The sequence below is a fragment of the Streptomyces sp. NPDC055506 genome (assembly GCF_053643595.1).
Genome location: NZ_JBSHKH010000042.1, coordinates 39,928 through 62,728 on the forward strand (window position 1 = coordinate 39,928; position 22,801 = coordinate 62,728).

Sequence of the window (22,801 nt, forward strand, 5' to 3'; positions counted from 1 at the left end):
CTTCACAAGGGCGTTGAGCCCACCCGCTCCTTTCGCTCCGCCCTTCGCTCGGACCCTCCGGCCGCCGGTGCCCACCGCGGCCGGAGGCGTCCGGTGCCCGAACGGCGGGACCTCACCCGCCCAGTGCCGCTCCACCCACCAAGTGCCGCCCGGTCCAGGCGCGGCCCCGCATCCCCCAGCTGAGAGGGCCCCTCATGGCCGACGAGATGGTGCGTCAAGCCCAGGTCTTCATCAACCGCGTGTACGGCAGCCGCATCGGCATGACCGTCGAGGAGAACGGGCAGACCGGCTGGCCCACCATGTACGCCCTGACGCGCGCGCTCCAGTACGAGCTGGGCATCACCAACCTGTCGAACAGCTTCGGGCCGGCCACCCTGGCAGCCATCGCGGAGAAGTACGGCAAGATCGACGCCAACAACGTGCCGCACGCGGACTTCTGCCGGATCCTCCAGTCCGCCCTGTACTGCAAGGGCTACGACGGCAGCGCCATCGACGGTACCTACAGCGCCCGCGTCCAGCAGTCCGTCACCCAGCTCAACGCCGACATGGGGCTGAGCGCGGTCTACCCGGGCAGCGCACTGTGGCCGAAGGTCATCAAGGGCCTGTTCAACATGGACGCGTACGTCACCGTCAGCGGCGGCTCCAGCGCGGTCCGCGCGGTGCAGCAGTGGCTCAACGGCCAGTACGTCCTGCGCAAGGACTACTACGTCATCCCCTGCGACGGCCACCACTCACGCGACGTCGCCAAGTCGATGCTCTTCGCCGTCCAGTACGAGATCGGGATGGCGGACGGGGTCGCCAACGGCGTCTTCGGGCCCGGCACCCAGTCCGGCCTCAAGTCGCACACCCTGTCGGTGGGCAGCTCCGGCAACTGGGCACGGCTCTTCACCGGCGCGATGATCCTCAATCAGCGGTCGGTGGCCTTCGGCAACTTCACCAGCACGGTCTCCACCGCCGTCTCGAGCTTCCAGTCCTTCGCGAAGCTCCCGGTGACCGGCAAGGGCGACTTCTCCACCTGGGCCTCTCTCCTCGTCTCCTACGGCGACCAGAGCCGTAGCGGCGAGGCCTGTGACGGCGTCACCAAGATCACTGACGCGCGTGCGGCCACCCTCAAGGCGGCTGGCGTGAAGTACATAGGCCGCTATCTCACCAACCCCAGCGCCACCTCGCTCCCCGAGAAGGCCATCCAGCCCGGCGAGCTGGCCACCATCGCCTCGAACGGCCTGCGCTGCTTCCCGATCTACCAGACGTACGGCAGGGACGCCGACGGCTTCAACTACGGCGCCGGACGGGCCGCGGGCCAGGCGGCCGCCAACGCCGCCCTCGACCACGGCTTCAAGCCCGGCACCCGGATCTTCTTCGCCGTCGACTTCGACGCGCTCGACCACGAGGTGACGTCGAACGTCCTGCCGCACTTCAAGGGCATCGTGGACGCGCTGGCCGTCGACGGCGCGGAGTTCAAGGTCGGTGTGTACGGGCCGCGCAACGTCTGCACCCGGGTCGGCGAGGCCGGGCACTCCACCGCCTCCTTCGTCTCCGACATGTCCTCCGGCTTCTCCGGGAACTTCGGCTACCCGCTGCCCGCCGACTGGGCGTACGACCAGATCGTCACCCGCACCGTCGGCTCCGGCGCCGGCTCCATCGAGATCGACGTCAACATCGCCTCCGGACGCGACACCGGCCAGGCCTCCTTCAACGCGCCCCGGCCCCCGCGCCCCGACGTCGCCTTCGACGGCTCCTTCCTCAACGCCCTGCACGCGGACCTCAGCCGCTACATGCGCAGCATCGGCTACGAGGACGACGGCGGCACCGGCACCGAAGCGCGGCTCTTCACACACACCCAGTGCTTCGAGACGATCATGTCGCACGACGCACAGACCACCCAGCTGTCCCGTGCGTACAACATGCGCAAGGCGATGATCCAGACCTCCGCCTACTGGGAGATGCGGCACTACGACCTCATCGACCAGACCGTGGACCACGCGGTCGCCCAGTACCACCTCAACGGCGTCGGCATCAAAAAGGACTCCTCGACCGGCATCGGGCAGATCAGCGGCGAGAACGGCATCCGCGCCTGGAACCACTGCATCGACAACGGCTTCGTCACCGGCACCCGTCTGGATCCGACCAAGGACGCCGACATCTGGACGATGTGGCAGAAGGTCAACAAGGACAACGCCTTCACCATGCGGACCGTGCCGCTGATCCACCTCTGGGGAGTCGCGGGCAAGCCCGGCGGCCAGAACCCCCCGGCCGGCGAGACCAAGCTGCGCGCCATGAGCCTGAACTACACCGAGGGCGAGATCTTCGAGATCATCCGCCGCTACCAGGGCTGGGGCGACGAGGCCGAGGCTCATGCCGCCAAGCGCATGGGGCTGTACCACATCTTCGAGAAGTACAACAACCTTGTCCGGCAGCTCGCCGGCGGGTGAGGTGGTCGCCATGACCACCTCGTACCCCGCCGCCCTGCCCCTGCTGCTCTGCGTCGTCGTCGCCGCCGTGACCGCCTTCGGTCTCGTCGGCTACGGCCTCCCGGCCATCGGCAGGGGCGGCCCGGGGGCCGTGGCACGCGGCGGCGCCGCGCTCGCCGGGGCCCTCGCCGCGATCGCCTGGGTCTGGGGCCTGGTGTCGCTCTTCCTCGACGAGAGCGGCACCGCCCAGGCCTGCCAGAACGCGAACCCTTCGCTGTACGGGCAGGTGAGCGGCTACAGCGTGTCCTACCTGCCGCCCGCCCTCGACTGCCGCATGTCGTCCGGTGGTTCGTACGCGGCGGCCGTCCCCGGCTTCATCGCGCCCGTGATGACGGTCTGTGCGGTGATCGCGGTGACGCTCGCTCTGATCGCCCTCGCCGAACACCGCCGCACCACCACACCCGAGCACCCCGAGAAGAGGACCACGTGAGCGACGCTCCCGCCCCGCTGTCCCGCAGAGGCTTCCTGCTGCGTGCCGCCGCCGTCACCGCCGCCGCGGCGGTCCCGTACTCGCAGGCGCTGGCTTCTCCCGCGTACGCCGCCGAGCCGCGGGACTACACCTTCCCCAAGGCCGTCCGCCAGGGCGTCGCACGGGCCGAGGCCCGTAACAAGCGACTCCTCGCCGGGGCCGACTCGGCCAACGGGTGGGACATGGAGACCGCCGCCGACCAGGGCGGATCCATCGCCACGCGGCCCGTGCCCGGCACCCCGGTGACGGACCTCCAGATCCGGCTCGGCGCTCCCGAGACGGTCCTGGTCCACCTCGTCCGCCGCTTCCACTACGAGATCGCCGAGCTCCAGCCCGGCGAGGCCGTCGGCTGGACCGCTCCGAAGGGGCTGCGCGGGCCCGCCCGCAACCTGGCCTCCGGCACCGCCGTCCGTATCCGGCCCGGCCACTACCCGCCCGGCGCCAAGGGCGGCTACTTCCCCCTGGAACTCGCGGTGCTGCGCGACATCCTCGCCGAACTCGACGGCGTGGTCCGCTGGGGCGGCGACGACCATGCCGTCGACGAGGCGCTCTTCTACCTCGCCGTCGGACCCGACGACAAGCGCCTGACCGCGGTCGCCGAACGCCTCCGCGCCGGCGTCGAGGGGACCGCGGGCGAGAGCGCCGGCACCCTCGTGGACGTCCACGAGAAGGGCCGCCGCTCGGCCGCCGAGGCCCTCGCCCGCCGCCAGCGGAAGGCGGCCTGACGCCGCTTCGCGCGCGGTCCGGTTTTCCCAGTTCGCAGTCGACCATCAAGGAGAAGGCAGTGAAGAGACAGTTCACCCTCGTGGCAGCGGTGGCCGTGGCGATGGGGGCTTTTGTGACCCCTTCCGCCCATGCCAACACCGGGTTCGAGAATCAGATGAGCCCCGAAGCCTGCCAGAAGTCTCAGGCGGCGTCCGATTTCAAGTACGCGATCTACTACAACTCGAACTACGGCGGCGCTTACCGCAACATCGGCTACAGCGTCTGGGATTTCGCTGACGAGCGGATCGGTGGGGCTCCCCAGGGCGGCACCCAGCCGCTGAACTTCTGCCACGGCGGAAACGGGAACGGGCAGGGCATCAAGAACAACGCCGCGTCGGTGAAGAACAAGCACTCGACGTATTACGCCGTGACCTATTACAACAGCGGCTACAAGGGCTCCGCGGACTGGTCCAGCCCGCGTTCTCAGACCAACCTCTCGGTGACCAAGAACGAGAACGCCTCGTTCGCCTGGCAGACGCTCTAAATTCCAACGGCAGGTACCCTCCCCATGCGCATGAAGGCCACGCGAGCAGGCATCGGTTCGCTGTTGATCGCGGCAACTCTGGTATCAGTCGCCGGTTGTTCGGGCGACGCGACCACGGCGAATCCATCGGTGGCGACACCGAAGCCCACGGTTCCTTTCGACGCGGCCGATCCTGCGACATGGGTGCTCCCGATCGAGGGCTACCTGCCGTCGGAGGCCGAGCGAAAGCAGATTTCGCAGGCCCGGAAGATACTCGTCGGCGATTGCATGAAGGGCTACGGCTTTTCCTGGCAGCCGGCTGCCGACCTGCCGCGTCTGGGCGGCAAGACCCTGGTCGACTGGCGCTACGGGATTCACGACATGGCGCTCGCCGAGGAGCGGGGATACAAGCCGGCGGCCGAGGAGCAGGAAGCCTACGACCGGGCCGTCGAAAAGGGTGCCCTGGACGGTACGTCGGGCAACGGCCCGGATACGCGTGCCCTGGAGGGCGGCGTCAAGGAGATAGGGGGCAAGCCCGTCCCGGAGGGCGGCTGCCTCGGCGAGGCCGACCGGAAGATCTCCGCCGGTGGTGCGAACACCACGATCGCCCAGACGATCAGCAATGAGACCTTCGCGCAGTCCCAGCAGATCCCCGAGGTCGTCGAAGCGTTCCAGGCCTGGTCCGCCTGCATGAAGAAGAGCGGTTTCGACTACGCGCGGCCGCTCGACGCCAGCGACGACCCGCAGTTCGGCTCGCAGAGCGTCACGCCGCTCGAGATCAGGACCGCGACCGCCGACATCTCCTGCCGGGACAAGACCAAGGTCGCCAAGGTCTGGTTCGACGCCGAGGTGGCGATGCAGAAAGAAGAGATCGAGTCGGGAGCCGAGCGGCTGAACGGGGAGAGGAAATCCCTGAATTCGGCCGTGAAGAAGGCCGCCGACGTCATAGCGGGCTCCTGATGCGTTCTCGCGGCCTCGCTCAGCGTCGAAAAGCTCTCGGTTTCCTGGTCCTGGCATGTCTCGTGTGCACCGGAGCGGGCGCGGGCGCTGCCCTGCTCATCAAGTCCCCGGCGCAGGTCGCCGCGGACACGGCACCCCCGCCACCGGACATCCTCACGGCGGAAGTGGAGGACCGGGTGATCTCCCAGGCCTTGATCACACGTGGGAAGGTCACCTCTTCCCAGCGCACCGACATCTCCTCCGGGCCCCGAGCGGGCGAAGACGCCGGCCGTTCGGTGGTGACGAAGGTCAAGTCCGCTCCCGGCCGGAAGCTCACCGCCGGTCAGGTGCTTCTCGAAGTCTCGGGCCGTCCGCTGTTCGTCCTCGAGGGCGCCGTACCCGCCTACCGTGACCTCGTGCCCGGCAAGCGCGGCGAAGACGTCGCCCAGCTCCAGGCGGCGCTTCGGGGCTCCGGCCACCCCACGGGCAACGACCTTTCAGGAGTCTTCGGCCCGGGCACCGAACAGGCCCTGACGTCCTTCTACCGCTCCATCGGCTACGAAGTGCCGGTCACCGAGGCTCCCGTGAGCCCGGCCGAGGCGCCACAACCCGACGCATCGGCTTCCCCGGCGGCGAAGCCCGAGGCGGCCCCGCCTCGCTCCCTTCCCACCTTTCCGATGTCGGAAGTGGTCTTCGTCCGGTCCTTCCCCGCGTACGTCGAGGAAGTGCACACCACAGTGGGGGACGAGGCCGGGGAGAACCTGCTGTCCCTGTCCTCCGGAGCGCTCACCGTCGAGGGTTCCGTGACACCGCAGGAGAAGGGGATGATTCGCGCAGGCCAGAAGGTGCGGATCTACTCCGATACGGCGGGCCGCGAGTACAGCGGAAAAGTGGAGTCCGTCGCCTTGGAACGCGCGTCCGCGAAAGACGGTGGCGAGGAGTCGGGCGAGCAGAAGTACACGGTCAAGGTGACACCGTCCCGGCCCTTGCCCATGAAGATGAACGGCGAGAATGTGCAGCTGACCGTTGTGGCGGCCTCGTCCCGGGGGAAGGTCCTCGCCGTGCCCTCGTCGGCCGTCTCGACCGGCGCCGACGGTCTGACCAGCGTCACCGAGAGGACAGGGCGGAAGGAGCGCCGGATCCCCGTCACCGTCGGGGTGTCGGGGGACGGATACGTGGAGATCGTCCCCCGGAAGGGCGCCCGCCTCGAGGCCGGTGCCCGGGTGGTCGTAGGCGTGCAGACGAGAGCGACTGCGGGCCGCCCGTGACCACGACCACCAAGGACGGCGCGGTCATCGAGTTCCGTGGCGTCGGACTCAGATACCCAGGTCCTCCGGCCGTCGACGCCCTGCGTCCCTGCGATCTGCGCATCGCCGACGGGGAGTTCGTCACCGTGGTGGGGCCGTCGGGCTCGGGCAAGTCCACCCTGCTGAACATCGCGGGGCTCCTGGACGCCCCCACGCAGGGCCAGTACCTGCTGAACGGGATCGACACGGCGGCCTTGAGCGCCTCCCGTCTGGCTGCTCTGCGCGGCGAACGGATCGGGTTCGTCTTCCAGGCCTTCCATCTCCTGCCCCATCGCAGTGCGCTGGAGAACGTCGAACTCGCCCTGGTCTACCGGGCTGTTCCCCGGCGGGAGCGCCGTGCGCGCGCTGCCGCGGTCCTGGAGCGCGTGGGCCTGGCACACCGTGCTACCGCGCTCCCCACCCAGATGTCGGGCGGCGAACGCCAGCGCGTCGCGGTCGCGCGCGCCCTGGTGGGGGAGCCCTCACTCCTGCTGTGTGACGAGCCGACAGGGAATCTGGACTCCGCCACGTCCGCATCCCTGCTGGAGCTGCTGGACGCCCTGCATCGGGACGGCATGACCATCGTCGTGATCACCCACGATCCTCAGGTCGCGGAGCACGGACAACGCACCGTCACGATCCGCGACGGCGTTCTCCATGACTCCGGCCCCCGGTCGGGGGCGGCATGACGACGCACCGGCGAAGCGCCCCGGAGCGGTCCCGGCTGGCCGTTCGGGATCTGCTGTCCGAAGCCGTGGCCGGCATGCTTCAGCGACCGGCCCGGTCGGTACTCACCGCCCTCGGGACCGTTCTCGGTGTCGGCGCCTTCATCGCGGTCCTCGGTCTCACCGGGACAGCCACTTCGCAGATCGACAACCGGTTCAACTCGCTGACGGCCACCGAGGTCAGCGTCACGGACATCGGTGCCGGTAACGCCGCGGCTCGCGATCTGTCGTTCCCGCAGGACGCCGATGCCCGCATCGCCCGACTGAACGGCGCGCTCGCCGCGGGTGTCTCCTGGAGTGTCCGGCTGGGGCCGGAAGAAGCGGTGCGAGCCGCCCCCGTCGGCTCGGCCAACAGCGTCGACGCCCAGACGCAGGTGATCGCCGCCTCTCCCGGTATCTGGCAGGCGTCACAGGCCCAGTTCGTCGAAGGCAGGGCGTTCGACGGCTTCCACGACACGCATCACCAGGCGGTCGCCGTGATCGGCCAGGCCACCGCGGCACGTCTCGGTATCACCACGCTGCGCACGCGTCCTGCCGTCTTCATCGGCAACACCGCCTTCACCGTGATCGGCATCCTGAAGGACGTCGAGCGCAAGCCGGAGCTTCTGATGTCCATCACGGTGCCGCGTTCGGTGGCCGAACGGACGTGGGGAGCCCCCACGGACGAGGGGGCGCAGATGCTGATCTCGACTCGGCTCGGTGCCGCCGGCCAGATCGCGGACGAGGCGGCCCTCGCCCTGCGTCCGGACCACCCCGAGTACTTCAAGGTGACACCGCCTCCGGACCCGCGGTCCCTGCGCACCGCGGTCAGCGACGACCTGGGCCAGCTGTTCCTGCTCCTCGCAGGGGTGTGCCTCATCATCGGGGCCGTCGGAATCGCGAACACCACGCTGGTGGCGGTGCTGGAACGAACCGGAGAGATCGGCTTGCGACGCGCTCTGGGCGCACGCGGCGTTCACATCACCCTGCAGTTCCTGACCGAGTCCGCGGCGCTCGGCCTCCTCGGAGGCCTCGTCGGCACCTCGATCGGCACGGTGGTCGTGGTCACCGTCGCCGCGGCGAAGCAGTGGACACCGGTGATCGACCCCACCACCTTGGCCACCGCCCCGACACTGGGCCTGGTCGCCGGTCTCCTTGCCGGCCTGTACCCGGCATGGAGAGCGTCCCGAATCCCACCGGTCGAAGCATTGCGCCGCTGAGCGGTACAGCGCCCTTAAGGGGCGCGAGGCTGTATCGATTTGCGGCTCCGCCGCGTGGGCGCGACAAGCCACACTCAACCCGCACCCGCCCACGGGCGACACCCAGACGGCGATACACGGCTCAAGCCAACGCAGTGCTGTGGCACCCGGTCCGCGCGTCGCTGCGGGTGCGCGCGGACCGGGGCCGTTCGAGGGAGCCCGTGTAACCGGGCTCAGTGGGACGCGAGGGTGCGCGGCTCCAGAGCCGCCGAGTGGGCATCCATGCACTCGGCGGCAAGGATGGCGGCGGCCGTATCGGCACGGGACGCGGCGACGACCAGCGCACGGCCCGCCAGGGCATGTGCCCGCCGGTGGAGCGCCACGGCGCTCCGCTCGCGCCGGCCCCTGGGCGCGCGGACGGGCGTACGCCCGCCCCGCAGCCGGGCCACCTGCTCCGTGAGCCGCTCCGCCGCGGTGTCAAGGTCGGCCGACGGTGCCGCGGTGCGCAGTTCGTCCGTGACGGCGAGCAGCGCGGCGAGATGGCCCGCGAGCTGGATGTCCAGCTCTTCCTCACGCGATCGGTGGGGGAAGTCGGCGGTGGTGCCGGCCATCGTGCTGTGGACCGACTTGGCGCGGATCGGTTCGTACATGGGACGGCCTCCTGAGTGCTTCAGGAAGCCATCCTAGCTTAGATTTCGTCTAAAGTTGAGTTGTTCACAAACCCGGACCGGCTGCACACACAGTGTGAGTGCGGTCTCCGGTCAGGGCTGGCTGTAGCCGTCCAGGAAGTGCCCGATCCGGCCCATCGCGTCCCGCAGATCACCGACCGACGGCAGGGTCACCACCCGGAAGTGATCCGGCTCAGGCCAGTTGAAGCCGGTGCCCTGGACGACCATGATCTTCTCGCGCCGGAGCAGGTCCAGGACCATGCGCCGGTCGTCCTTGATCTTGAAGACCTTGGGGTCGAGCCGCGGGAAGAGGTACAGCGCGCCCTTCGGCTTCACACAGGTCACGCCCGGGATCTGGGTCAGCAGCTCGTACGCCACGTCCCGCTGCTCGCGCAGCCGGCCGCCCGGCAGGACCAGGTCGTTGATCGTCTGGCGTCCGCTGAGCGCCGCGACCACGCCGTGCTGGCCCGGCATGTTCGCGCACAGCCGCATGTTCGCGAGGATCGTCAGGCCCTCGATGTAGGAGTCCGCGTGAGCGCGCGGCCCGGAGATCGACATCCAGCCGACGCGGTAGCCGGCGACCCGGTACGCCTTCGACATGCCGTTGAAGGTGAGGGTGAGCAGGTCGGGGGCGACGGCGGCGGTCGGGGTGTGGGTGGCCTCGTCGTAGAGGATCTTGTCGTAGATCTCGTCCGAGCAGACCAGCAGGTTGTGGCGGCGGGCGATGTCGGTGAGCCCCTTGATCATCGCCTCGTCGTAGACGGCCCCGGTCGGGTTGTTCGGGTTGATGATCACGATCGCCTTGGTGCGGTCGGTGACCTTGCGCTCGATGTCGGCCAGGTCCGGCATCCAGTCGGCCTGCTCGTCGCACCGGTAGTGCACGGCGGTGCCGCCGGACAGGGAGACGGCGGCGGTCCACAGCGGGTAGTCGGGCGCGGGGACGAGGACCTCGTCGCCGTCGTCGAGCAGCCCCTGCATCGCCATCACGATCAGCTCGGAGACGCCGTTGCCGATGAAGACGTGCTCGACGTCCGTCTCGATGCCGAGGGTCTGGTTGTGCATGACGACCGCGCGGCGTGCGGCCAGCAGCCCCTTGGCGTCGCCGTACCCGTGTGCCGAGGACACGTTCCGGAGGACGTCCTCCAGGATCTCGGGCGGACATTCGAAGCCGAACGCCGCCGGGTTGCCGGTGTTGAGCTTGAGGATGCGGTGACCGGCGGCTTCCAGCCGCATCGCCTCCTCGAGCACCGGGCCCCGGATCTCGTAACAGACGTTGGCGAGCTTGGTCGACTGGATCACCTGCATGTCAGGGAGCTTACGGCCCGGTAATGCCCCGCGGCTCGTGTTTTCCGCCACGTGAGACATGACGATGTGGGCCCGATATCACCGCTCGCTGTCCCACCAGCACCTTCGATGCCTAGAATTCGCCGCCATGTCCAGGCCATCCGAATACTCCGAAGGGGCTACGAGCGGCGAGCCCCCGGCGCAGTCGCACGTGTATCTGCCGCGGGCCGCCCCGCCCCCGGCGTACGACGCGTACGCCGATCCGGCGGCGGCGCACGGATGGCGGGACGTCTACGACCCAAGCGACCCGCGGGGCGGCACGGACGACACGCGCGAGCTGCCGCCGGTGCCGGCGCGTGGCCGGTCCGGTGCGGGCCACCGCTCCCGGCGCCGGCCGGGGCCGTGGCGTGCGCGCCGCGTGGCGGTCGCCGCCGGAGCCGTGGGCGCCGTTTCGGTGGCCGCGCTGATCGCCGGTCTCTCCTTCTCGAACGCGCCCTCCGGCGGGGAGCGCGGTGGCAAGGGCGGCCGTACGGGTCCGGCGGCGGGGGAGCCGACGGTGCCGCCCGCCGGCTCTGGCCCTGCCGCGACCCCCGGGGCTCCGCTCGCCGACCGGCCGGCGGATGGTGACGAGCCGTCCGGCGCCGCGTCCGCGAGCCCCTCCACCGCGGCGAGCCGCACCCCGTCCGAGTCGGGGACGGAGGCCACGAGTCCTTCGGCCGGCGGCACGGCCGGCACCTCCACGCCCTCGGCCGCCACGTCGGCCCCGGGCAGGTCCGGGGAAAAACCCGGACGCGGCCCCGGCGGCACCAAGGGCCCCAAGTAGCCCGTCTGTCGGAACCGTTGAGTAGGGTCAGGCCGAACGGGCCGGGTTCGTGCGGAGAACAACTCCTTGCCCTGCCCGCCTTGCGACGATCACAATGTGCATGACAACACTGCGGGCGGCCGGAAGTTTTCCGGCCGCCTCCGTCGCAAGAGGGGACCCCCCATGAGAAAACCTCTCGCCGCCGCGTTCTTCGCCCTGGCGATAGCCGGGGCCGGCGCGGCTCCCGCGACCGCTGCCGATGCCGCCCCCCAGGGCGTCGGCAAGGCCGCGGACGCGGGCAAGGTCACGTCCGCCGTCTCGGATGTGGTCACGTCCGCAACGGAGACCCTTTCCGGGCTCCGTGGCCCGTCGGCCAAGGCTGTGAACTTCGCCGGCACCGTCGCGCTCAGCAACTGCTCCGGCTCCGTCGTCCGCATGCCGGACTCCGAGGACAACGACCCGGCGCTGGTGATGACCAACGGACACTGTCTGGACGGCGGCATGCCCGGGCCCGGCGAGGTCCGCGTCGACCAGGCTTCCAGCCGTACCTTCGGCCTGCTCAACTCCTCCGGCTCCCGCGTGGCCACCCTGCGCGCCGCCAAACTCGCTTACGGCACGATGACCGACACGGACGCCGCGTTCTACCAGCTCACCACCACGTACGGGCAGATCAAGAGCTCGTACGGCATCAACGCGCTGACGCTGAACGACTCCCGCCCGGCCGCCGGCACCGCCATCAGCGTCGTCTCGGGCTACTGGAAGCGGATCTACAGCTGCGACATCGACGGGTTCGCGCACACCCTGAAGGAGGGCGACTGGACCTTCAAGGACTCGGTCCGCTACACCTCCGCCTGCAACACCATCGGCGGCACGTCCGGCTCGCCCGTCGTCGACCAGGCCACCGGCAAGGTCGTCGCCATCAACAACACCGGCAACGAGGACGGCGAGCGCTGCACGGTGAACAACCCCTGTGAGGTCGACGCGAACGGTGAGGTGACCGTCCGCAAGGGCATCAACTACGCCCAGCAGACCTACCAGGTCCCGGCCTGCTTCGGCACCGACAGCAAGCTCGACCTGCACGCGAGCGGCTGCACCCTGCCCAAGCCGTAAGGCAGGGTGCCGGGCCGGGCGGTCACGCCCGAGCGGTTCCGCGCACCGCCCGGCCCGCCAGCACGTCCGTGCGACGGCCGTCCTCGATCACGAAGCGGCCGTCGACCAGGACGTACGGGATGCCCGTCGGGAGCGTGCGGGGTTCGGCGAAAGAGGACCCCGCCGCTACCGTCGCCGGATCGAAGAGGACCAGGTCCGCGACGTACCCCTCGCGCACCAGGCCCCGGTCCGGCAGCCGCAGCCGGGCCGCCGGGCGCGAGGTGAGGTGCGCGACGCACTCCTCCAGTGACAGCACCCCCAACTCCCGCACGTAGTGCCCGAGGTAGTGCGGGAAGGTGCCGTAGGCGCGCGGGTGCGGCTTGGCGCCCTGGAGGATGCCGTCCGAGCCGCCGGTGTGCACACGGTGGCGCATGATCGCCCGGACGTTCTCCTCGTGGCCGACGTGCTGGAGGATCGTCGGTGCCAGCCGGTCGGCCAGCAGCAGCCCCCGCGCGGTCGTCCAGGGGTCCTCGCCCCGCACGTCCGCCGACTCCCGGACCGTCCGGCCGACGAACCCGGCCAGGGCCGGATCGCCGACACCCGAGATCTCGATCGTGTCCCACTCGATGGGCACGCCGTGACAGCCGTCCGAGCCCGTGACCTCCAGGTCGTGGCGGATCCGAGCAGCGGTCTCCTCGTCCGCCAGCCGCTTCAGGGCCTGCTCGGGGCCGCCCTCGTTCGCCCAGCTAGGCAGCATGGCCGCCAGCGTCGTGCAGCCCGGAGTGTAGGGGTAGGTGTCGAGGCTGATGTCGGCCCCGGCCGCCAGCGCCTCGTCCAGCAGGGACAGCAGCTCCGGCGCCCGGCCCTTGTTCACACCGAAGTTCATGGTGGCGTGGGCGAGATGCAGGGAGCAGCCCGCCTGACGGGTCAGGTCGACCATCTCCCGGTACGCCTCCAGGGCGCCCGCGCCGTAGGAGCGGTGGTGCGGGCAGTAGTAGCCGCCGTACGACGCCACCACCCGGCACAGCTCGGTCAGTTCGGCGTCCTGCGCGTACATGCCGGGCGTGTACGTCAGCCCGGACGACATGCCGACGGCGCCCTGCTCCATGCCCTCGGCGACCAACCGTCGCATCCTGTCGAGCTCTTCGGGGGTCGCCTCGCGGTCCTCCCAGCCGACGGCGAGCGCGCGGACCGTGCCCTGCGGGATCAGATAGGCCGCGTTGACCGCGATCCCCCGGTCCAGCCGGTCCAGGTACTCGCCCACCGACCGCCAGTCGAAGTCGATGTCCTCACCGGAGCCGTTCCACCCGGCGATCGCCCGGCGCACCTCGCCGAGCGTACGGTCGTCGACCGGCGCGTACGACAGTCCGTCCTGGCCGATGACCTCCAGGGTGACGCCCTGCGCGGCCTTGGCGCTGTGGTCGGGGTCGCGCAGCAGGGCCAGGTCGCTGTGGGCGTGCATGTCGACGAAGCCGGGGGAGAGGACCAGCCCCTCCGCGTCCAGCTCCCGCCGCGCCTTCGGCCGCTGGCAGCCGGCCGCCGCGGCCTCCTTGACGATCTGGACGATCCGGCCGTCGTCGACCACGACATCGGCCCGGTACGAGGGTCCGCCGGAGCCGTCCACGACCTCCGCGTCCCGGATGACGAGCTCTTCCATCGCGGGCCTCCTCAGAAGAACGTACGGACGTAGTCGACGACCGTGCCATCGGCCGCCACGACCGGGATGAGCTGCCACTTGTCGAACGACGTGCACGGATGGGACAGCCCCAGACCGACCCAGTCACCCACCTCCAGATCCGCCTCCGGCGTGGTGCTCAGCCAGGCGTGCTGGTCGGACAGGCCGGTCACCGACACCCCGGTGGCCGGGCGCTCGGCGCCGTCCCGGCGGATCGCCTGCGCGAAGGGCAGATCGAGGTCGTAGGCCGCGTCCCGCTTGCCCGCGTTGACGAAGGCCTGCTCGGCGGAGGGCCGCGACACCACCTGCGTCCACAGCCGGAACGCCGGCTCCAGGGCGCCCTCCTCGGGGACCCGGTTGAACGGGGTCAGCTTGCGGTAGTGGCCGTCGTCGTGCGAGACGTAGGCGCCCGAGCGCAGCAACTTCAGCACGGGACGGGAGAGTCCGGGGATCTCCGCGAAGACCTCGGCGACCGCGTCGAACCAGGCGCTGCCGCCCGCGCTGACGACGATCTCGTCCAGGCCCTCGAAGCGCCCGGCCCCGTCGAAGCCGGCGGCGAGCGCGACCAGCCGCCGCAGCCACGCCGTCACCCGCTCCTGGTCGGCCTTCGGCACCTCGCCCTCGTAGCCCGCGACACCGACGAGCCGCAGGGTCCGCGTGCGCGCCACCGCGTCCGCGACCGCCGCGCACTCCGCCTCCGTACGGACCCCGGTCCGGGCGCCCTCACCGGCGGCGAGTTCGACGACGACGTCCACCGGCCGCACGGAACCGCTCAGGGCCGCGTCCATCAGCTCCACCCCGCGCACGGAGTCGACGTAGCAGACGAAGCGGAAGTCCGGGTCGGCGTCCAGCTGCGCGGAGACCCAGCGCAGGGCCGCGGGGTCGACCAGCTCGTTCGCGAGGAACACCCGCCGGGTCCCGAAGGCGCGCGCCACCCGCACCTGGTGGGGGACCGCCAGCGTGATGCCCCACGCCCCGTGCTCGATCTGCCGCTGGAACAGCTGCGGCGCCATGGAGGTCTTGCCGTGCGGCGCGAAGGCCAGGCCGTGCCGGGCCGCGTACGTCTCCATGAGCTTCAGGTTGTGCTCCAGACGCTCGGCGGACAGCGCGAGCACAGGCGTGGCGAAGCCGCCGGTGAAGAGGTTGCGGCGCTGGGCGGCCAGCTCGCCCACGGTCAGGCCGTCGGCGTCCGGCGGGAGGCCCTTGAAGCGGTGGTCGACGCGCTCTGCGGCGAGCCGGGCGAGGGACTCGGCGGCGGTGTCGGCTGTCATGGAGCCTCCTGATCAGCTGTGTTGCATTCTCTGCAACCTTCATTGCGTATGTCGCTGAACGCTGTCTAACATCTCGGCCACCCCCGGTCAATGACACCGTCACCGGCCGACCCGACGCCTTCGCAGAGGAGCTACGAGCATCGTGACCCCCACCGGACCCTGCAACGCCCCCGACGTCGTGGACGTCGTCGCGCTCGGCGAGTCCATGGTCACGTTCCTGCCCTCCCGGCCGGGGCGGCTCGCCGACGTGCCCTCCTTCGACCGGGGTATCGGTGGAGCGGAGTCGAATGTCGCGTGCGTGCTGGCCGCCGCCGGGCATTCCGTGCGGTGGGTGAGCCGGGTCGGGGACGACGCGTTCGGTGATCACCTGGTCGAGACGATCGGCGGGTACGGGGTCGACGTGGCCCACGTCCGGCGCGATCCCGGCCGCCCCACCGGCATCTACTTCCGCACCGCCGGGGACCGGGCCACCGACGCGCACGAGGTGGCCTACTACCGGGCCGGTTCCGCGGCGTCCGCCATGAGCGTGACGGACCCCGACCCGGCGGCGGTGCGCGCCGGGCGCGTGCTGCACCTCTCCGGGATCACGCCCGCGCTGTCCGCGAGCTGTCTGGAGCTGATGCGCGAGCTGACCGCACGCCGGCCCTGCCGCCCCCTGGTCTCCTTCGACGTCAACCACCGGCCCGGACTGTGGGGCGACACGGACGCGCCCCGCGTGCTGCGGGACCTCGCCCGGGGCGCCGACCTCGTCTTCGTCGGGCAGGACGAGGCGTGGGGGCTGCACAGCCCCGAGGCCGTCCGCGCCGCCCTCCCCGAACCCGAGGTGCTGGTCGTCAAGCAGGGCGCCGAGGGAGCCACCGTCTTCGAGAAGCGGGACGTCACCTTCGTTCCCGCCCCCCGGGTCGATGTCGTCGCCGAGGTCGGGGCCGGCGACGCCTTCGCTGCCGGGTTCCTCTCCGCCACCCTGCGCGGCCTGCCTGTCCGGGACCGGCTGCGGCACGGGCATCTGATGGCCGCCGCCGCGCTCACCGTCCCCGGCGACCACGCCACACCCCCCTCCCGGGACCACGCCGACCGGCTCGCCGCCCTGGACGACGCCGCATGGGGGAGACTGCGACTCGGCCCGGGCTGGACCGAGGAGGCACAGCGGGCCGACGAGGAGGTACGTACGCCATGAGCCAGACCGTCGACCGCGCGCTGAGCATCCTGCCGCTGCTCGCCGAGGGCCCCGCCGACCTGGGGCAGGTCGCCGACCGCCTCGGCGTGCACAAGTCCACGGCCCTGCGCCTGCTGCGCACCCTGCACGAGCACGGTCTCGTCTACCGCCAGTCCGACCAGCGCTACCGCCTCGGCGCCCGCCTCTTCGCGCTCGCCCAGGAGGCGATGGAGAACCTCGACGTCCGCGAGATCGCCCATCCCCACCTGGTCCGCCTCAACGAGAGCTGCGGCCACACCGTGCACCTCGCCGTGTACGAGGAGAACGAGGTCCTCTACATCGACAAGGTCGAGAGCCGCTACCCCGTGCGGATGTACTCCCGGATCGGCAAGCCCGTCGCCATCACCGTCGCCGCGGTCGCGAAGCTGCTGCTCGCCGATCTGCCCGAACACGAGCGGCGGGCCGTCACGGAGAAGCTCGACTACCCCACGTACACGTCCCGTTCGACACCCAACGCCGGCGCGTTCCTGCGCGAGCTGGACAAGGTGCGCGAACAGGGCTGGGCCACCGACCTCGGCGGCCACGAGGAGTCCATCAACTGCGTCGCGGCGCCCATCCGCGGCGCCGACGGCCGGGTCGTAGCCGCGATGTCGGTCTCCGCGCCGAACGTCGTCGTCACCGCCGACGAACTCCTCACCCTCCTGCCGCTGGTGCGCCGTACGGCGGACGCCATCAGCGGGGAGTACTCCGGCAGAACACCAGTGAAGGGCACCGTATGACGGACAAGATCGCACTCACCCCCAAGACCCACACCACGCCGCCGGCGAAGTTCTCGCACGGTGTGAAGAAGGGCAACATCCTCCAGGTCGCCGGCCAGGTCGGCTTCCTGCCCGCCGAGGAGGGCAAGGCGCCCACGCCCGCCGGGCCGACCCTGCGCGAGCAGACCCTCCAGACCCTGGCCAACGTCAAGGCGATCCTCGAAGAGGGCGGCTCCGGCTGGGACGACGTGATGATGATCCGCGTCTACCTCACCGACGTCGACCACTTCGCCGAGATGAACGCGATCTACAACGCGTACTTCGAGGAGCAGGGCCTGACCCAGCCGCCCGCCGCGCGCACCACGGTCTACGTCGGCCTGCCCGCGGGTCTCCTCATCGAGATCGACGCGCTGGCCGTACTCGGCTGACACACCCCTCTTCTTGTTGAGGCGCGGCGCCTTCGGTGCGCCGCGCCGCGCTCCCCCCTACCCCGAAACCGCATGCATTTACGTAGAGGACCCCCGAATGTCCCTTCCGCTCGCCGCGTCCGCGCCTGCCGAGACCCCACCCCACACCGGAGGCCTGCTCCTCCTCGTGGACGGCACCGCCGGACTGCTGCTCACCGCCGCCCTCGGTATCGGGCTCCTGCTCTTCCTCATCATCAAGATGAGACTCCAGCCGTTCGTCGCGCTGCTCGCGGTCTCCATAGCCGTCGGCCTGGCGGCCGGCCTGTCGGTCACCGAACTCTTCGGCACGGTCCAGAAGTCGGACGCCGTCTCCACGATCGAGTCCGGCATGGGTGGCATCCTCGGCCATGTCGCGATCATCATCGGCCTGGGCACCATGCTCGGCGCGATCCTCGAAGTCAGCGGCGGCGCGGAGGTACTGGCAAGTCGCCTCCTCAGCCTCTTCGGCGAGAAGCGCGCCCCCCTCGCCATGGGCCTCACGGGCCTGATCTTCGGTATCCCGGTCTTCTTCGACGTCGGCATCTTCGTCCTGGCACCGATCGTCTACGCCGCCGCCAAGCGCTCCGGCAAGTCGATCCTGCTCTACTGTCTGCCCCTGCTCGCGGGCCTCTCCGTCACCCACGCGTTCCTGCCCCCGCACCCCGGCCCGGTGGCCGCGGCCGGTCTCCTCCATGTCGACCTCGGCTGGGTCATCCTCATGGGCATCGTCTGCGGACTGCCCGCCGTGCTGGCCGCGTGGGCGTACTCGGCGTGGATCGGCCGCCGCATCTTCGTCGCCGTGCCGCAGGACATGGTCGAGGCGTCGGAGGAGGCCAAGCAGGCGGTCCTCGACGAGCAGCGGGCGACCGGCACGGAGCCGCGCGAGCAGCCGGTCTCCCTCGGCACGGTCCTCGGCATCATCGGCACGCCCCTGGTCCTCATCCTCGCCGCCACGTTCTCCTCGATCGCCCTGGACCCCTCCACGCTCCGCTCGGTGATCGAGTTCTTCGGCAACCCCTTCGTGGCGCTCACGCTCGCCCTGTTCCTCGCGTACTACCTGCTGGGCATCCGGCGCGGCTGGTCCCGCAAGTCCTTGGAGACGGTGTCCACGGCGTCCCTCAAGCCGGTCGGCAACATCCTGCTGGTCGTCGGCGCGGGCGGTATCTTCGGCGCCGTCCTCAAGGCCAGCGGCGTCGCCCAGGCCCTCTCCGACACGTTCAACGACGTGGGCCTGCCGGTGATCGTCCTCTCCTACCTGATCTCCGTGGTCCTGCGCGTCGCCCAGGGCTCGGCGACGGTCGCCATCGTCACGACGGCGGGCATCGTGGCCCCACTCCTCTCCGAGGGCAACCACTCCCAGGCCTTCGTCGCCCTCGTCATCATGTCCATCTCCGCCGGCTCCATCTTCGCCTCGCACGTCAACGACGGAGGCTTCTGGATGGTCGCCAAGTACTTCGGCATCAGCGAGCGGGACACGCTGAAGACGTGGACGGTACTGGAGAGTGTGCTGTCGGTGGCGGGTTTTGTGGTTGCCGCGGTGCTCAGCTTGTTCGTATAGGCGCCGCTCGGTGCATGTAGGCGTCTGATAACGATGCTGGGGCTGGTTGTGTGCCGCACAGGTTTGTCGACCATACTGCTGCGCTGTGGAGCAGCGCATAGGTTCGAGCAGCCAGCCCCTGGAAGGCGCCGGATTCGACCCGGCCTTCATCCCCGGGCTCACGTCACCCGCGTCCGGACGGACGAAGGACGAGGAGCCGGAGAAGGAGCCCGAGGTCGCGGAAGCCGAAGACGCCGAAGCCGCCGACGACGCGGCGGAGACCGAGGCAGCCGAAGAGGCCGCCCCGGAGCCGGACGAGGACGCCGCGGAGGAGGACGCCGCACCGGAAGGCGGTCCCGTCTTCGAGGCCTCCGACCGTCGCGCGAAACTGGTCGCCGACCACAGAGGCGTACGACTCTCCCTGGACGACCAGGAATGCGAGTTCCGCTGGGACGAGATCGGCGCGGTCGAGACGGAGACCGCCCGCTTCGGCAAGCGCTACACCGTCACCGTCCACACCCCTGACCGGCGCTGGTACCCGATCGAGATCGAAGCGCCGGCCAGGAGCAGTTTCACGGAGTGGGACGCCCAGTTGGACGCGGTACTGGACGCCTACTTCGAGGAAGACGCGGGTTAACCGCAGTACTGGCCTTCCTTGCCGATCGACCTGTACATGCAGTCCGCGTTCTCCAGCAGTTGCAGCACCGCATCGCGGTTACGCGAAGTCTCCCGCTCGATGACCTCGTCGGGCGGGTAGAACCCTCCTCCACCGGACCTCGGATACATCTCGAACGTGTACCCGAAGATCTTGTGCGTGCCCCAGAGGTAGTCGTCGATCGACCCGTCCGTGATGTACAGATCGCTGGACTGCTCCGCCGTGTACCCGTTGCTCGCGGCCATCTTCTGCCCGACAGTCTTGAACGCCGCGTGATCGTCCGCGGTCATCCCGGTCGTGGTGTCCGAGTACGTGTAGCCGAACGGCCACAGCACCAACTCGCTGTACGTGTGGAAGTCGACACCGGCCCTGATCTGCTGCTTCCCGCCGACGACCCGGCTGCGCACGAAGTCGGCGACGACCTTCACCTCGGGCGCCGACTCCGCCGCCGTGCCCCGGTAGGTGTCGGAGGACGCCGAGCCGGAGGAGCCGCCGCAGCAGCCCCAGCGGTAGTTCCAGTTGCGGTTCAGATCCGTGCCGACGTACGACGAACCCGAGTTGGGCTGACGGTTCTTGCGCCACGAGCGGTACGACCCGGTGGCGATGTCGTACTCGCCGCCGTCCGGGTTGAGGTCCGGGACGATCCAGATCTCGCGGTTGTTCACCATGCTGGTGACGCGTGAGTCGGAACCGTAGTCGGAGGTCAGCTCGCGCAGCAGGTAGAGCGCCATCTCGACGGTCAGGTGCTCGCGGGCGTGCTGGTGGTGCGTGAACAGCACCTCCGGCTCGGCCTCGTCGCTGCCCACGTTGTCGCTGATCTTGACGGCGACGATGTCCCGGCCCTGGTACGACTTGCCGATCACGCGCCGGCTCGCGATCGACGGGTTGGCCGAGACGATCGAGTTGATCTCGGTCGTCATCTCCGCGTAGTTGTGGTAGCGCGAGTCGGCGGACGGAAAGTCGAAGATCCGGACATCGTCCTCGCCGGCGGACCGGTCGGGCACCGCGCCGAGCGGGGTGACCTCGTAGCCCAGCGCGCGCAGCTTCTTGATCTGGTCCGCGCGTCCGGAGACGACGACCCCGTGCCCGTGGGACTCGTCCACGGTCACGCCCGTGCGCTGAAGTGCCGTGCGGTCCTTGGCCGTCGCGTGCAGATGGACCTCGTACTGCCTGACGTCGTCGGCCGAAGGGGCCGCCTTGGGCGCGCTGTCGGCGGTGGCGTCCGGCGCCGTCGCGGACAGGGGCGCCGCGAGGGCGAGTGCGAGAAGGGCGGCGAGGGCGGCGCTGCGTCTGCCGGAGCCGGCCCCGGAACCTCGTATGCGAAGTCGCATGAAATCTCCTTGTGGGAGGTGGGGTTGTTCAGTGCGACGTACGTAGTGCGGGTGGCGCACATCGTTCTGCTAATGGCATGAGCAGGTCAAGGCCGAAAGCGGTCGCGCAGTGTACGCGTGCGGCGCGGCGGTCGAGGTGTCCCGACTGAAGTACACCCGCGGGTGTGACTCGCGCGTGCATATATGTAAGCCAGGGGAGAGAGTGAGGATCCGCGCAAGGGGAGCCGGACTGTCCGGATCCTCGGACCACACCCCCAGAGGACTGGCTGATCATGGGCGGATCAGCGCCACGACGGGACAACCACCTGCCGGCCGAGACGACCAGCTTCGTCGACCGGCGTGGCGAACTGACCGAGGGCCGCGAACTGCTGGCCCGCGCACGGCTGGTGACACTGACCGGACCGGGCGGCGTCGGCAAGACCCGGCTCGCCGCGCGCATCGCGGCCCGTGTGCAGCGCGCCTTCCCGGACGGGGTGCGCTTCGCGCACCTCTCCGGGCTGCACGACCCGGCGCTCGTCCCGCTCGCCGCCGCCGACGCGCTGGGGCTGCACGACCACTCCGCCCAGCCGCCGCTGGACGCCCTAGTCGAGCAGGTAAGGGACCGGCGGCTGCTCCTCGTCGTCGACAACTGCGAGCATCTGGCGGGCGCGTGCGCCCAGCTGGCCGCGGCCCTGCTGCACGGCACCGAGGGCGTCCGGATCCTCGCGACCAGCCGGCACCGGCTCGGCCTCACCGAGGAGCATCTGCTGGAGGTACGGCCGCTGCCGGTGCCCGACCCGGACGGCGACCTGTCCGCCGCCGAGGGCTATCCGGCGCTCACCCTCTTCGCCGACAGGGCCGCCGCCGTCGTCCCGGGCTTCCGCCTGACCCCCGGCAACCTCGCGTCCGTGGCCCGCCTCTGCCGCCGCCTCGACGGCCTGCCCCTCGCCATCGAACTCGCCGCCGTCCGGATGCGCGTCCTCGACGTCGACCAACTCCTCGACCGCCTCGACGACCGCTACCGCTTCCTCACCACCGGCAGCCCCGCGGCCCTGCCCCGCCACCAGACCCTGCGGGCAGCGGTCGCCTGGAGCCACGACCTGTGCACCGGCCCCGAGCAGACGGTGTGGGCCCGGCTGTCGGTCCTGGCGGGCAGCTTCGACCTGGAGACGGCCGAGGCGGTGTGCGCGGACGACACCGGGGAGGCCAATGCCGGGTGGCGAACGGGCCTGGCACCGGCCGGGGTTCTCCTGCCGGAGGGGGCGGCGGGCTTCGCCGGCGGTGCCGGGCGGGGAGGTGCGACGGGCTTGGGTGGTGGGGCTGGGCAGGGCAGCGTGACGGGCTTGGGTGGCGGGGCTGGGCGGGGAGGTACGGCGGGCTTTGGCGGCGGGTCCGGGCAGGGCAGCGCGACGGGCTTGGGTGGCGGTGCCGGGCGGGGAGGTGCGACGGGCTTGGGTGGCGGGGCTGGGCAGGGCAGCGTGACGGGCTTGGGCGGCGGAGCCGGGCAGGGCGGCGCGACGGGCTTGGGCGGCGGAGTCGGGCAGGGAGGTGCGGTGGGCTGCGCCGACCGGGACGGGCGGGGAGGCGCGGTCGTGGGGCGCCCTCACCCCGCGCAGGCGCTCACCCGGACCACCACGCTGCCCCCGCTCGACGCCGGCCCCGTCACCCCGGCACCACCCGCCCCCGGCCCGGCCGACGGCATCGCGCCGCGACCCGTGCTGCCCCGTCACCCCCTGCCCGCTCCCCGCGCCGGTGACGGCCCTGGTGGCGTGATGGCGCCCGCCCTTGCCGGTGAGCCGCCGTCTCTGGCCGTGCCTGGCCTCGACGGTGTGCCGCTGCCCCCGGTCGCGGTCG

Annotated in this window: 21 protein-coding genes; 16 read left to right on the forward strand and 5 right to left on the reverse strand. The window is 70.6% G+C overall.

What is annotated here, in order from left to right; all coding sequences use genetic code 11:
- Positions 1-194 precede the first annotated feature (194 nt).
- The 8 genes from ACWIF2_RS18190 to ACWIF2_RS18225 all read left to right on the forward strand — a co-directional run bounded on the left by ACWIF2_RS18190 (position 195) and on the right by ACWIF2_RS18225 (position 8,317).
- Entirely contained in the window at positions 195-2,432 is a 2,238-nt protein-coding gene (locus tag ACWIF2_RS18190) for a glycoside hydrolase domain-containing protein (RefSeq protein WP_454361513.1), read from the forward strand.
- A 10-nt stretch (positions 2,433-2,442) separates the two neighbouring features.
- Entirely contained in the window at positions 2,443-2,901 is a 459-nt protein-coding gene (locus ACWIF2_RS18195) for a hypothetical protein (protein ID WP_454361514.1), read from the forward strand.
- Complete coding sequence (locus tag ACWIF2_RS18200) at positions 2,898-3,665, forward strand: hypothetical protein (protein ID WP_454361515.1); 768 nt, start codon at positions 2,898-2,900, stop codon at positions 3,663-3,665. Before ACWIF2_RS18195 ends, ACWIF2_RS18200 begins: the two co-directional genes overlap by 4 nt.
- A 59-nt stretch (positions 3,666-3,724) precedes the next feature.
- Entirely contained in the window at positions 3,725-4,189 is a 465-nt protein-coding gene (locus ACWIF2_RS18205; RefSeq protein ID WP_454361516.1) for a hypothetical protein, read from the forward strand.
- A gap of 24 nt (positions 4,190-4,213) precedes the next feature.
- The gene (locus ACWIF2_RS18210) at positions 4,214-5,128 is read left to right on the forward strand and encodes a hypothetical protein (RefSeq protein ID WP_454361517.1); all 915 of its coding nucleotides are present in this window, start codon (positions 4,214-4,216) and stop codon (positions 5,126-5,128) included.
- Between the two features lie 62 nt (positions 5,129-5,190).
- Positions 5,191-6,375 (forward strand): HlyD family efflux transporter periplasmic adaptor subunit, encoded by a 1,185-nt coding sequence (locus ACWIF2_RS18215; RefSeq protein WP_454361518.1) that lies wholly within the window; start codon positions 5,191-5,193, stop codon positions 6,373-6,375.
- Positions 6,372-7,082 (forward strand): ABC transporter ATP-binding protein, encoded by a 711-nt coding sequence (locus ACWIF2_RS18220; RefSeq protein WP_454361519.1) that lies wholly within the window; start codon positions 6,372-6,374, stop codon positions 7,080-7,082. The genes ACWIF2_RS18215 and ACWIF2_RS18220 overlap by 4 nt, the downstream gene beginning before the upstream one ends.
- A complete protein-coding gene (locus ACWIF2_RS18225) occupies positions 7,079-8,317 on the forward strand; it encodes an ABC transporter permease (RefSeq protein ID WP_454361520.1) in 1,239 nt (412 codons plus the stop codon). Before ACWIF2_RS18220 ends, ACWIF2_RS18225 begins: the two co-directional genes overlap by 4 nt.
- A 212-nt stretch (positions 8,318-8,529) precedes the next feature.
- On the opposite strand, the gene ACWIF2_RS18230 is transcribed toward ACWIF2_RS18225, so the two are convergent.
- Positions 8,530-8,946 (reverse strand): SCO4983 family protein, encoded by a 417-nt coding sequence (locus tag ACWIF2_RS18230; RefSeq protein WP_454361521.1) that lies wholly within the window; start codon positions 8,944-8,946, stop codon positions 8,530-8,532.
- Between the two features lie 111 nt (positions 8,947-9,057).
- A complete protein-coding gene (locus tag ACWIF2_RS18235; RefSeq protein WP_382490149.1) occupies positions 9,058-10,269 on the reverse strand; it encodes a pyridoxal phosphate-dependent aminotransferase in 1,212 nt (403 codons plus the stop codon).
- 127 nt (positions 10,270-10,396) lie between these two features.
- Here ACWIF2_RS18235 and ACWIF2_RS18240 point away from each other — a divergent pair, with 127 nt between their 5' ends.
- Together ACWIF2_RS18240 and ACWIF2_RS18245 are read left to right on the forward strand one after the other, a co-directional pair.
- Positions 10,397-11,071 (forward strand): hypothetical protein, encoded by a 675-nt coding sequence (locus tag ACWIF2_RS18240; RefSeq protein WP_454361522.1) that lies wholly within the window; start codon positions 10,397-10,399, stop codon positions 11,069-11,071.
- A 162-nt stretch (positions 11,072-11,233) separates the two neighbouring features.
- Positions 11,234-12,160 carry a S1 family peptidase gene (locus tag ACWIF2_RS18245; RefSeq protein WP_454361523.1) on the forward strand — a complete coding sequence of 309 codons (927 nt, stop codon included), beginning with the start codon at positions 11,234-11,236 and terminating at the stop codon, positions 12,158-12,160.
- A gap of 22 nt (positions 12,161-12,182) precedes the next feature.
- On the opposite strand, the gene ACWIF2_RS18250 is transcribed toward ACWIF2_RS18245, so the two are convergent.
- Together ACWIF2_RS18250 and ACWIF2_RS18255 are read right to left on the reverse strand one after the other, a co-directional pair.
- A complete protein-coding gene (locus ACWIF2_RS18250; RefSeq protein ID WP_454361524.1) occupies positions 12,183-13,796 on the reverse strand; it encodes an N-acyl-D-amino-acid deacylase family protein in 1,614 nt (537 codons plus the stop codon).
- A gap of 11 nt (positions 13,797-13,807) precedes the next feature.
- Complete coding sequence (locus ACWIF2_RS18255) at positions 13,808-15,085, reverse strand: amino acid deaminase (protein WP_454361525.1); 1,278 nt, start codon at positions 15,083-15,085, stop codon at positions 13,808-13,810.
- A gap of 142 nt (positions 15,086-15,227) precedes the next feature.
- Between ACWIF2_RS18255 and ACWIF2_RS18260 the strand changes: the two genes are divergently transcribed.
- From ACWIF2_RS18260 to ACWIF2_RS18280, 5 genes are all read left to right on the forward strand, one after another.
- The gene (locus ACWIF2_RS18260) at positions 15,228-16,262 is read left to right on the forward strand and encodes a sugar kinase (protein WP_454361526.1); all 1,035 of its coding nucleotides are present in this window, start codon (positions 15,228-15,230) and stop codon (positions 16,260-16,262) included.
- On the forward strand, positions 16,259-17,020 hold the full coding sequence (locus ACWIF2_RS18265; protein WP_454361527.1) for an IclR family transcriptional regulator: 762 nt from the start codon (positions 16,259-16,261) through the stop codon (positions 17,018-17,020). The genes ACWIF2_RS18260 and ACWIF2_RS18265 overlap by 4 nt, the downstream gene beginning before the upstream one ends.
- On the forward strand, positions 17,017-17,427 hold the full coding sequence (locus ACWIF2_RS18270; RefSeq protein ID WP_184591008.1) for a RidA family protein: 411 nt from the start codon (positions 17,017-17,019) through the stop codon (positions 17,425-17,427). The genes ACWIF2_RS18265 and ACWIF2_RS18270 overlap by 4 nt, the downstream gene beginning before the upstream one ends.
- Positions 17,428-17,524: 97 nt before the next feature.
- Positions 17,525-19,003, forward strand: coding sequence for a GntP family permease (locus tag ACWIF2_RS18275; protein WP_454361528.1), 1,479 nt, complete (start codon positions 17,525-17,527; stop codon positions 19,001-19,003).
- Positions 19,004-19,088: 85 nt separating this feature from the next.
- Complete coding sequence (locus ACWIF2_RS18280) at positions 19,089-19,619, forward strand: hypothetical protein (RefSeq protein WP_454361529.1); 531 nt, start codon at positions 19,089-19,091, stop codon at positions 19,617-19,619.
- On the opposite strand, the gene ACWIF2_RS18285 is transcribed toward ACWIF2_RS18280, so the two are convergent.
- Entirely contained in the window at positions 19,616-20,968 is a 1,353-nt protein-coding gene (locus ACWIF2_RS18285; RefSeq protein WP_454361530.1) for a M14 family metallopeptidase, read from the reverse strand. The genes ACWIF2_RS18280 and ACWIF2_RS18285 overlap by 4 nt on opposite strands.
- 272 nt (positions 20,969-21,240) lie before the next feature.
- On the opposite strand from ACWIF2_RS18285, the gene ACWIF2_RS18290 reads away from it, so the two are divergent.
- On the forward strand, positions 21,241-22,801 hold a 1,561-nt coding region (locus ACWIF2_RS18290; protein WP_454361531.1), incomplete at its 3' end, for an ATP-binding protein.